Annotated in this window: 9 protein-coding genes and 2 pseudogenes (1 of these 11 cut by a window edge); all 11 read left to right on the forward strand. The window is 45.0% G+C overall.

Annotated features, from left to right (window positions below; translation table 11 throughout):
- A pseudogene (locus tag A2048_05060) lies at window positions 1–646 on the forward strand (hypothetical protein) (it extends 1811 nt beyond the left edge of the window).
- 118 nt (window positions 647–764) lie between these two features.
- The gene (locus A2048_05065; protein OGP09892.1) at window positions 765–2549 is read left to right on the forward strand and encodes a hypothetical protein; all 1785 of its coding nucleotides are present in this window, start codon (window positions 765–767) and stop codon (window positions 2547–2549) included.
- Between the two features lie 209 nt (window positions 2550–2758).
- Window positions 2759–3139, forward strand: a complete 381-nt coding sequence (locus A2048_05070; GenBank protein ID OGP09884.1) for a hypothetical protein — start codon at window positions 2759–2761, stop codon at window positions 3137–3139.
- 290 nt (window positions 3140–3429) lie between these two features.
- Complete coding sequence (locus A2048_05075) at window positions 3430–3831, forward strand: hypothetical protein (GenBank protein OGP09885.1); 402 nt, start codon at window positions 3430–3432, stop codon at window positions 3829–3831.
- Between the two features lie 89 nt (window positions 3832–3920).
- Complete coding sequence (locus A2048_05080; protein OGP09893.1) at window positions 3921–4247, forward strand: hypothetical protein; 327 nt, start codon at window positions 3921–3923, stop codon at window positions 4245–4247.
- Window positions 4248–4378: 131 nt separating this feature from the next.
- The gene (locus A2048_05085; GenBank protein ID OGP09886.1) at window positions 4379–4687 is read left to right on the forward strand and encodes an integration host factor subunit beta; all 309 of its coding nucleotides are present in this window, start codon (window positions 4379–4381) and stop codon (window positions 4685–4687) included.
- A 338-nt stretch (window positions 4688–5025) separates the two neighbouring features.
- Window positions 5026–6186 carry a DNA protecting protein DprA gene (locus A2048_05090; protein OGP09894.1) on the forward strand — a complete coding sequence of 387 codons (1161 nt, stop codon included), beginning with the start codon at window positions 5026–5028 and terminating at the stop codon, window positions 6184–6186.
- Between the two features lie 199 nt (window positions 6187–6385).
- Window positions 6386–7906, forward strand: coding sequence for a uroporphyrinogen-III C-methyltransferase (locus tag A2048_05095; GenBank protein OGP09887.1), 1521 nt, complete (start codon window positions 6386–6388; stop codon window positions 7904–7906).
- A gap of 6 nt (window positions 7907–7912) precedes the next feature.
- Window positions 7913–8602, forward strand: coding sequence for a hypothetical protein (locus tag A2048_05100; protein OGP09888.1), 690 nt, complete (start codon window positions 7913–7915; stop codon window positions 8600–8602).
- Between the two features lie 150 nt (window positions 8603–8752).
- On the forward strand, window positions 8753–9937 hold the full coding sequence (locus A2048_05105; GenBank protein OGP09889.1) for a hypothetical protein: 1185 nt from the start codon (window positions 8753–8755) through the stop codon (window positions 9935–9937).
- A 115-nt stretch (window positions 9938–10052) separates the two neighbouring features.
- Window positions 10053–11244, forward strand: a pseudogene (locus A2048_05110) (hypothetical protein).

Raw genomic sequence — 11244 nt, forward strand, 5'->3', positions numbered from 1 at the left:
ATTTTGCGATAAAACTGCCACGTTGTGCGAGCTTCCTTTAATTCCGGGGGATTGTAATGATAGTTCCAATCCTGACGATCATGCCGATTTAATCCATCCCCAAAATTTTGAAATCTGTGATGACGGGGTTGATAATGACTGTGATGAAGGTGCCGATTCTAACGATGCCAAATGTAATGGGGATCCTACTACAGATGATGATGATGATGGCTTTTGTGAATCTGATCATTGTGATGATGGAAGCCTTCCCGGCGATTGCCATGACGGGGATGGGACCATCAACGAAAATGCCGAGGAAATGTGCGATGGGTTCGACAATAACTGTAATGGCGAAACCGATGAAGGGCTTCCCCAAATTGATGATGGTGGTGATGATGATGTGGCTGCTTTAAAAGCCGGTATTCGCCGCATTGCGGGTCGTGCGGGAGCGCGGGCTCTATCAGCCAAGCCTGGACAGGTTCAGGATACGACATGTGCCAATCCCGTCGTTGGTGAAGACCCCCCTGAAGGCCAAAAAGCCAGGGCTGGGGGCTGTGGTTGCGATATGGGTGCTTCACGAAAGCCTCTACAGGCCAATGCATTGATGATTTTGTTTGGTGTGGTTTTTATAGGCCTTGTCGTTCGACAACGAATTAGGATTTCATAATCGCGGGCGCAGCAAGCAGCGCCCCTACATGATTCCGTACGGGCGCTGCTTGCTGCGCCCTTACACAACACACAAAAATCTAGACATTTTCCTTTTCTTACGCTACTTTCCCGCGATTATGTACGCCAAAAATCTTCTTGAAACCTTTCAACACACCATCAAAAAACGTCCGCAAGCCATCGCCATGCGCTTTAAGGAAAATGGGGAATGGAAACCCCTTACCTGGCAAGAAGTGGCCACCAAAGTCGAAGCTTTAACCGATGGTTTGGCCGGGTTGGGTGTCCAAAAAGGGGATCGCGTCTGTCTCTTTTCAAAAAGCTGTTATCAATGGACCCTTTCGGATCTGGCCATTTTGGGAACCGGCGCCATTACTGTGCCCATTTACGAATCAAACACCACGGATCAGGCTCAATTCATTCTTGAAAATTCAGAAGCCAAAGTGGTGATTATTGAAAAAGATCAGGCTGAAAAAATAAAAAAAATCCGTTCTTCCCTCAAAAATTTAAAACATGTGATCGTGTTCGGGAAAAATGCAAAAAAACTCAAAAATGACGAATTTGTTTTATGGGAAGATGTGATAAAAAACGGCGAAAAAGAAAGCCGGAAAGTTTTTGAAAAAATGTCCCACGAATTGGGCCCCGATGATGAGGCAAGCTATGTTTACACCAGTGGCACCACCGGAAACCCCAAAGGGGCCGTCATTACCCACGGAAATTTTTTGTGTGAGCTGGATGCGCTTCTTAAGATGATTGACCTTCGTGAAAGCGATGAATCCCTTTTATTTTTGCCCCTGGCCCATATTTTGGCCCGTGCCGTGCAGTTTGCCCAAATCCAGGTTGGTTTTGTCCAGTGTTATGCCGAAAGCATCGACAAATTGATGGATAATATTTCTGAAGTCAAACCCCATGTCATGGCCAGTGTGCCACGCATTTTTGAAAAAGTGCACGGGCGGGTCATGCAAACCCTGGAGCAAGGCTCAACGCTTAAAAAACAGATTTTCAACTGGGCGCTACAGGTGGGAAAGATGCGCGCTGAATATACCTTGCATAACGAACCGGTTCCGCTTCTCATCAAGGCCCAATGGCCACTTGCTTATCAGCTTGTTTTTTCAAAGCTTCATGAAAAAATGGGGGGGCGTGTCCGGTTTTTTCTTTCAGGAGGGGCCCCCCTTTCAAAAGAAATTGCCGACTTTTTCCATGCGGCCGGATTTTTGATTCTGGAAGGCTATGGGCTTACGGAAACCTCGGCAGCCATTACCTGCAATTCAAAAAAATATAATCGTGTGGGAACAGTGGGGAAGGTGGTTCCCGGTGTCGAGATTAAAATTGCCCCGGATGGTGAAATTTTGGTGAAGGGGGGGGTGGTTTTCAAGGGATACTTTAAAAATCCCGATGCTACCAGTGAGGCTATCGATTCAAAGGGATGGTTTCATACAGGGGATATCGGCGAATTTGATAAAGACGGTTTCCTGAAAATTACCGATCGTAAAAAAGATATTATTGTTACCGCAGCAGGAAAAAACATTGCTCCCCAAAATATTGAAAACCTCATCAAAACCGATCCTTTTATTTCACAAATTATTGTTCACGGGGACAAACGCAAATTCCTTTCGGCGCTCGTCACACTGAATCAGGAAGAGGTGGTGATCTACGCCAAATCAAAAAAGATCCCGTTTGAAACTTATGAGCAGCTTGTTACCCATGAAAAAATTCAGGTCCTTGTTCGTGAACGGATCGAATCCAAAAACAAGCAGTTGGCCAAATATGAATCCATCAAGAAATTTGCCATCTTGTCCCAGGAATTTTCAGTGGAAACAGGCGAACTCACTCCAACCATGAAAGTAAAGCGCAAATTCACTTCCGAAAAATACAAGGAAATTCTGGATGAGTTTTACAGGGAATAATAGGGAGTCATTCCCGAGAGTCTTTTTCGGGAATCGAGATGGTTTGATTTATAGAAAGAATAATTTGTTGGCAAGTTGGGTTTTTTTTAGATACCATCCCATGTTCATTAATCAATAAATTCGTCAAAACTTCCATGATGGAAGTTTTGGCGTGATAAATCCGCCTTCGCTCCTAAGTAAGGAGCTTCGGCGCGATAAAGGAGGCCTTCATGAATCAACAGTCTCAACCGGCAGCAGGGGGAAGTGGCTTGGCGCCCAATGTTGCCTCATTGCTTTGTTATGTGTGCACCCTCATTACAGGGATTGTTTTTTTGGTGATTGAAAAAAACAATAAAGATGTTCGTTTTCACGCTTGGCAAGCCATCATTTTGGGGGTTTCCAGTTTTGTCATCCAGATTGGACTCACCATTCTTGCTGCCGTTTTAGGGGCTATTGCCAGTTTCTTGGGAGCCATCATTGGCATTCTTTCTCCCATTGTATGGTTGGCCTTCTTTGTGGTGTGGATTATCTGCATGATCAAAGCCTATCAGGGGGAACGCTACAAAATTCCTTTCTTGGGCGACCTTGCTGAAAAACAGGCGAATTCATAAAAGCTTTTGTTAGCATAGCTGTTCTCTGCAATGATTAAAGTCAGTCTCAATAAACACCGAGTGACCCTTCGATCACCGCGTAGCGGGATCCCGTGCGCGGGACGGGGCTCCCTCCAAAGGCGGGCAGGCAGGGTGTCCGTTATTGTAAGGGCAATTCATGAATTGCCCTTACCCGGACATTCATGAATTGCCCTTACCCGGATATGGTGAGCCCCGTCCCGCAAACGGGATCCCGCCACGCGGTGATCGAACCATGAATTGGGACTTTGTCAACATGCTAGCAACAAGTTATGCTTTGGAAACGTATCATAGCATTTTCACCCTTTTTATTTCTCCTTATCATCCTTACCGCCGGTTGGTGGCTTACTCCCCAAGCGGTCAATGAGATTCCCCTTTGCTTTTGGAAGTGGAAATTTCATGTTGATTGTCCGGGGTGTGGGTTGACACGGTCTTTTTTGGTTATGGCCAAAGGGCAGTTATTTGAAGCCTTTCGCTATAATGCCGCCGGGCCCCTGGTTTATTTTTTCTTTCTTGTTTATGCCGTTGAAAATGGAATTCGATGGGTCAAGCCCGCTTGGCGTTTGGATTATCCCGTGCTCTTCGCCCAGGTTTACGGAATGTCGGTCTTTATTTTATTATTTGGGCACTGGGTGATTCGTGTATGGCACCAGAAAGATTTATTTTTTGGTTGAATATCCATTCATTTTTTTCTAAGTAAGTCATGGGTAACGGTTGATCCTCTACCCATAACACATAACCACTAAAGGAGAACCTTATGGCTTTGACAGCACAACAAATTTTTCAAGAAAAGATCACGGAACGTCTTAAGGAAAGGGCTGATAAAATTTTGGCCATTAATTCCATTTATGAATTCAAAGTCACGGGAGAAGCGAGCGGGGATTCTATTTGGACTTTGGATTTAACCCAGCCTGGTGGAAAAATTAGCCAGGGTTCAGGGGGGCAGGCCAAGTGCACTGTTACCATTAGCGTGAACGATCTTTCCGATATTGTTGAAAAAAAGCTTAATCCCCAGATGGCTTTTATGTCAGGAAAATTAAAAGTTGTGGGGGATATGGGGCTTGCTTTGAAGCTAGGAAACATTCTTTAATTCAGTTTATTGAACTAAATACTTAAAGAATCACTTTAGATGCCTTCCTAACTACCCTGTTTACTTCATGTTTTATGCTTGCTAAACTTTAGCCTATCTAAACTTGGGGGAACGGGGTGGGGGAGAGGCCAATGAACAAGTCAAATCTGATCGATCTTCTTGCAGATAAACTCAAAGCACCGAGAAAAAAAGCAGAAGATGTTATTAATCTTGTCTTCGATACCATGACCCAAAAAATGGCTGAAGGCGGACGGATTGAAATCCGTGGTTTTGGGAGCTTTGTTCCCAAAAGCTATCAGTCCTATACAGGGCGAAATCCTCGTACAGGGGAATCCATCACCGTAAAGCCCAAAAGGCTTCCTTTTTTCAAGGTAGGGAAGGAACTTAAAGAACGGGTTGATGGCAAGACCAACGGTTCCGGATCGGGTCAATCATCCTAACAGTATGTTGACAAAGTCCAGTTCATGGTTCGATCACCGCGTGGCGGGATCCCGTTTGCGGGACGGGGCTCACCATGTCCGGGTAAGGGCAATTCATGAATTGCCCTTACAATTTGTCAACAGACTGCTAAACTTGTTGTTTTAATACTTTTGTTATTTTGCCCCACACACCTTGATAGGGGCTCGCGTCCCTTTCTGGAATCTACTAAAAGCGCCACAGGCGCGTTGAGGGGGAGGCTCCATTGGCTTTGCCGATGGAGGGGGCGACGCGAGCTCCTATGATAGTTGTGGGGCATTTGTTTTCTTTTCAAAAAGCCTATTTTGGGTTTAATAGGTTTATGGACTTAAACCATCCTGATCTTCCTTATTGGCTTGCCCTTAATAATAGAGAGGCCATAGGTCCCCAATCTTTTATAAAAGCTTTTGATCATTTTGGTTCAGCCAAGGCTGTTTTTGGGGCTTCCAAAGATGATTTGATTCAATGTGGCTTGCGTCCAAGTGTGGTGAGCGCTTTGGAACGTCCTGTCGACTTAAAACAGGGCGAAGAAGAGCTTTCCTTTTATCAGAAAAAAAACATCCAAATTTTAAGTTTTAAAGACAAAGCCTATCCCCCTTTGTTAAAACAGATTCACTCTTTTCCACCCCTTTTGTTTGTATGGGGAAATCTTTCGGCTTTGTCATCGGATGATTGTTTGGGCGTTGTAGGCTCACGTGCGGTGACTGAATATGGAGTTGTGGCCTGTCGACGTTTGGTGCGTGAATGTGTGGAAGGGGGGTTCTCCATTGTCAGTGGTTTTGCCAAGGGCATTGATATTGAAGCGCATAAGACAACCCTGGAACTTGGGGGCATTACAGTGGCTGTTTTGGGAAGCGGTTTTGGATTTTTGTATCCCCCCGAACACAGCGTATATGTTGAAAAAATTTTGGAGAAAGGGGCTTTTGTTTCGGAATTTCCTTTTAAAGCTTTTCCCCATCCCAGTTTTTTCCCCAGACGCAACCGCATCATTAGTGGATTGTCTCGCGGAGTTTTGGTGGTGGAAGCCAATGAAAAAAGTGGAGCCATGATTACCGCCCGGTATGCCACGGAACAGAATAGGGACGTTTTTGCAGTGCCCGGACCTCTTGATTCTCTACGGTCACGCGGTTGTCATCGTCTGATTCAGCAAGGGGCGAAGCTGGTGATGGAAGGGCGTGATATTTTGGATGAATGGCATTATCCCCTACGCTCGTTGGCACAGGATGCGAGCCTTGCCCAGTCAAGGCCCCATGGCTTGTCACGGAATCTTGGAGATGAAAAACAGAAAATGAAACTCAGCTTAGTTGAAAGTAATACGGACGAATCGAAGGTGGTTCAGGCGTGTCGCGAACGCTCGCAAAACATTGACGAGATTATCGGGGCTACCGGTTTGAGCTCTGAAAAATTGACCGTCCTTTTAACCCAATTGGAATTGGGGGGGCGATTACGGTTGATGCCGGGGGGAAGGTTTTTGGCTGTTTAATGGCGTATAATAACTAGAATTCATCTTATAAATGGCGAGTGACCCTTCGACGGAGCTCTAGGGTGTCCTTTTTTGTAAGGGCAATTCATGAATTGCCCTTACCCGGACATGGTGTCCGCCAGAGGCGGATCAGCCTCTGGCTGAAGCCCCGTCGAACCATGACTCTGTATTTATAAGATCAATTTTACCAACAATCATCATGATCGATAAAAAGAAAAGTGGAAAAGTCTATTTAGTAGGCGCCGGTCCCGGTGATGTGGGGCTTATCACGGTTAAAGGACTTCAGGTTTTAAGAGAAGCCGATGTGATTTTTTATGACTACCTGGCCAATCCGTCTTTTCTAAGTGGATTAAGTTCAAAGATAAAGCTTGTATATGTGGGGAAAAAAGGAGCCAGTCACTTTCAGGCACATCAAACCGATATTGAAACCATGATGATCGCCCAAGCCAAAAAAGGCAAAACAGTCGTGCGGCTTAAAGGGGGGGATCCCTTTGTTTTTGGCAGGGGAGGGGAAGAGTTGCAAACACTGATGGAAGCAGGAATCCCTTGCGAAGTCATTCCGGGGGTTTCCTCAGGCATGGCTGTGCCGGCCTATGCGGGTATTCCGGTCACCCATCGTGATTATACCTCGGAACTTGTTTTTGTGACGGGTCATGAAGATCCCAGCGGGCTTCATCGGGAGGAATTTTGGAAAGGTCTTGTTTCCATGAGGAGCCTAGTTTTTTTGATGGGGTACCATTACCTTAAGGAAAACATGGAACAACTTCTCAAATATGGCATGGACCCTCAAACTCCTGCGGCCATGATCCAGTGGGGGACTTACCCCCAACAAAAAACGGTTGTGGCCACGGTGGGAACGATGGCAGCCGAAGCACAAAATCAGAATATCAAACCACCCACTATCGTTGTTGTAGGGGCTGTTGTCTCTTTAAGGGAAAAATTGAACTGGTTTGAAAAAAGACCCTTGCATAACCAAACCGTCCTTGTCACCCGCACACACCAGGGAAATGAAAAAATAAAGACACTGCTTGAAGTCTACGGGGCCCATGTTCTTGAAATGCCGCTTATTCAAATAGCGCCCATGAGTTCATGGGCTTCTTTAGATGCGGTTCTAAAGAAAATTAACCGTTATCGATGGATTGTTTTTTCAAGCCATTGGGGAGTGCATTATTTTTGGCAACGCATGGAAAAAATGGGGAAGGATGCCCGTTTTCTTGAAAAAATTAAAATAGCCTGTGTTGGCGAAAAAACAGCGGCCTCTTTAAGACAAAAAGGAATTCATGCCAATTTAATTCCCAAAAACTATAATGCCGAATCGCTCGTGAAGGCTTTAAAAAAGAAGCTTAAGAAAAAGGAAAGAGTTTTGATTGTAAGAGCCAAGGAAGGACATACGGTTGTTGAGGAAAATCTTGAAAAAATAAAACAACCCTTTGACCTTGTTTTTGCTTATCAGAACAAAAAGCCAAAACTTGATCCTGAAAAATGGCAAAATATTTTTACTCGAACGCCCTGCCATTGGGTGGTGTTTTTAAGTGCCTCGGCGGTGAAAAATTTTATCTCCTGTTGGCCTAAGGGCATGGAGGATCCTTCTTTTCAAAAGACGCGTATTGCGTGCATGGGCCCCATGACCCAAAAAGAGGCCCGCCTACAGGGGTTGCCCGTTCATTGTGTTCCCCCCAAAGCCACGATTGAATCATTGGTGGAAACTATGCTACTCTAAAACCACATGCGCATTGATAAAATCTCATCTTCCGGTCCCAATCTTATTCTTAATGCCCCGCGACCCGTTATTAGTGGGCGTGGCACTGACCAGGCTCAAAGAAAATCATTGGGGGAAACCCCTCCCATTGTTTTGTCCCTGGATGAAATCGGAAAACTGGCCTCTCTTTTTGCCCCACGGGGTCTTATTGACCGGCTTACCAAAAGATTAAATTATTTAAAAAAGAAGAACTGCAAGGTTATTCCGGCCAAGGGAATGGTGGTGTGTGTGGATGGGCAGGATGTTGTTTATTTAGGCGTTGATTTTTTGGAAGCCCATTTAAACGACCAGGAAACCCTTGCCGGGGCCATGTCCCACGAATGGGGGCATGCGTGTGCTTTAAGGCCCCATTCCGATTCCCTTCAGGAATTAACCTGGGACGAAATTTTTGAACTAAGAAGGGCTCATGAAACCTTGGCTGACGAAATATGCGGGCGTCTCTTGTTTTTGATGGGGTACAAGACCGATGGTATTATCCGCTTTTTGAAAAAGGGAAGCGATACGCATAATTTGAAGTATCACCACCCCGACATCCGGGCCCAAGTGATTCGTTATGGTTTTGAATCTGAAAAGAGGAAGGCTGATCTTTCCAAGTCGCTTTTTAAGAAAGGCTCTTATAAAAACGATTACGATTCGACATTATTGGATATTGTTTAAAACTCATCTTGTAAATTGCGAGTGACCCTTCGATCACCGCGTAGCGGGACCCCGTATGCGGGGCAAGCTCAGGGTGTCCTTTTTTGTAAGGGCAATTCATGAATTGCCCTTACCCGGACATGCCTTGTCGAACCATTATTCGCGACCAATATGCCCCTCCCCCACATTCAGGTTGTCGTTGAAAATCTCAATTCCCAAGGGCATGGTGTGGCAAGGCATGAGGGTAAGGTTTATTTTATTCCGTGGGCGGTGCCCGGTGACACTGTGACCATTCAGGTTGAAAAAGATCACAAAAAATATGCCGATGCGTGCCTGATCACCATCAACAAACCATCCCCCGATCGTATCAAACCCGAGTGTCCTTATTTTTTTAAATGTGGCGGGTGCGATATTCAACATATGTCCTATGATGCTCAAATAGCCGCAAAGCAGCATATCGTTGTACAGGTTTTGAAAAAATTTGCGAAAGTGGACGAACAAATAATTCAGCCCATCATCCGATCTCCCAAGCAATGGCATTATCGAAATCGCATCCAGCTTCATCGCAATCGAAAGGGAGAAATCGGTTTTTATGAATGCCATAGCCATCGTGTTGTTCCTGTTGAAGCCTGCTTGATTGCCAGAGAAAATCTTAACGAGCAGATAAAAAAAATAAAAAATCAAAGTGAAAAAATCCCCCTCAATCCCCCTTTTTTAAAGGGGGAAGGCTGGGAGGAATATCCCCCTTTATCACCGTGTAGCGGGATCCCGTATGCGGGAAAAAAGGGGGGTAGGGGGGATTTTACCCGTTTCCGTCTTGAACTTCGGGACGATTCTGTTACGGGTTTTGGGCAAGTCAATCCCGAGCAGAATCAAAATCTGGTTGATTGGGTTAAGAACAAACTTGATGTGAAGAAGAACGAAGTCGTCGCCGATGTTTTTAGTGGTTCTGGAAACTTTACCCTTCCCTTGGCAAAACTGGCCTATAAAGTATGGGCGATTGAACGGGATGAAAAGGCCATCTTGCATGGAAAAAAACAGGCCCACGATCAAGGGATGCAAAATATTGAATGGAGGCATACCTCAGCTCTTCAAGGTTTGTTTGAATTAAAGCGTATGGGAATTCGTTTGGATTCCATGGTGTGTGACCCGCCTCGTGAAGGGTTGAAGGAAGTTTTGGAAGGAATTGTAGATTTAAAGCCCAAAAAACTGGTTTATGTTTCATGCAATCCCGCCACTTTTGCAAGGGATGTATTTTTATTAAAAGAGAAAGGGTATGAAATAAAAACGATACAGCCCTTTGATATGTTTCCTCAAACAGCCCACGTAGAACTTGCCGCCCTTTTCATTTTTTAGATGTACTATCCAATTGATTTCATTTGGTTATTTTGAGAAGGAGATTCCCACAACATTTTTGTGTTTTAGACGATAAAGAAAGTGTTTTTAAAAGAATCTACAGGAAAGATTTAAAATGGTCCCTATTTTATCATCCCCACCCTTGCCTCAAGATCCAAGGCCTTCGTTACCTGATATTAAAATTTCTGGTACGTCATGGGACGAAAAGGAAGACAATTATTGGACTGTGGGCAATCCAGAGGCCTTTAAACAAATTGTCAATCAGGTTAAAAGTCAACGAGACATAGCGGCCTTCATCACTCCTTCAAACTGGGATTCCCTCCATGTTTTTTATCGCCGATGTGTCCTAAAAAATCTCGATCTTAATGGGGATGGAAAAAAAGAAGAACAACTCATTCTTCTTAGTTATGTCATTGGTGTAGCAGAAGGAGAAGATCCTAAAACAGTCAGTTTTCTCCTGAGGCAGGATGGCCAAGCTTCCGACGAAGAGGCTGTTGTCGATCAAATGATGATGGGGTCGCTTTTTGTTGTGGATATGGCCCAGCGCGAGGGGTGGCAAAATCCGTTTGATTCCTTTGTCGTTTTGCGTGCCCCCAAAAAATTGGAGGGTCAACGGGATTCCGTCACCTATGAGGCCTATAACGAACAGAGCAACCAATGTGACAAACAAACAGTGCCGGAGAATGGCGAGGCTCTTTCTTCTGTCAGAGTGCAAGATTTGCACAAAAAAATGGATCAGGTTGTGAGCTATGTGATGAACAAACTTGATTACCTTGGAGCCCAATTGGTGATGGCCGAAAACGAAGAGGGCAAACAAGCGGGAAAACTCGAAGAAGAAGTCAAGTCCGCCCTTTATTCAAGCCTTAAACTTCCCCTAGTGGCGTTGATGAACTATGTTGATCATGTTTCTTTAGATGATCTCACCCCGGAAGTTCAATCCCAGTTAAGGACCATGTCCATTTGGGCCAAGAGGCAACTGGATATCGGAGCCATGGATGCCAGCCTTAAAGCCAGGCAAAAGGAGCGTGTGACTCAGGGCCGCGCCTTGTTGGGGTCTCCTGAAAAAGATTTAGATAAAAGAAAGCAAAAAATGCAGGAGGCTCTTGAATTGTATAAGGGGCTTATTGTCGAACGTCAGGTCTTTGCCAAAAGTTTGGGTCAAAGTAATTACGTCAAGATGAAGTGGAAAGAATTTGGTTATACCCCTGATGATTTAAACCGGGAAGCAGATCGCATTCAAGCCAAGTACCAAGCCCGGTTTAAAAAATTTGTAGGGGGACTGAAAGCGTTTAAGTCTCAAAAAGAAG

This window comes from Deltaproteobacteria bacterium GWA2_45_12, assembly GCA_001797365.1.
Lineage (GTDB): Bacteria > UBA10199 > UBA10199 > UBA10199 > UBA10199 > UBA10199.

What these genes read in the sequence shown, in the direction of transcription:
- A2048_05090 (OGP09894.1), top strand. Translation starts at nt 5,026, where the DNA reads ATGGACTTAAACCATCCTGATCTTCCTTATTGGCTTGCCCTTAATAAT.
- A2048_05100 (OGP09888.1), top strand. Translation starts at nt 7,913, where the DNA reads ATGCGCATTGATAAAATCTCATCTTCCGGTCCCAATCTTATTCTTAAT.
- A2048_05105 (OGP09889.1), top strand. Translation starts at nt 8,753, where the DNA reads ATGCCCCTCCCCCACATTCAGGTTGTCGTTGAAAATCTCAATTCCCAA.
- A2048_05070 (OGP09884.1), top strand. Translation starts at nt 2,759, where the DNA reads ATGAATCAACAGTCTCAACCGGCAGCAGGGGGAAGTGGCTTGGCGCCC.
- A2048_05065 (OGP09892.1), top strand. Translation starts at nt 765, where the DNA reads ATGTACGCCAAAAATCTTCTTGAAACCTTTCAACACACCATCAAAAAA.
- A2048_05085 (OGP09886.1), top strand. Translation starts at nt 4,379, where the DNA reads ATGAACAAGTCAAATCTGATCGATCTTCTTGCAGATAAACTCAAAGCA.
- A2048_05075 (OGP09885.1), top strand. Translation starts at nt 3,430, where the DNA reads ATGCTTTGGAAACGTATCATAGCATTTTCACCCTTTTTATTTCTCCTT.
- A2048_05095 (OGP09887.1), top strand. Translation starts at nt 6,386, where the DNA reads ATGATCGATAAAAAGAAAAGTGGAAAAGTCTATTTAGTAGGCGCCGGT.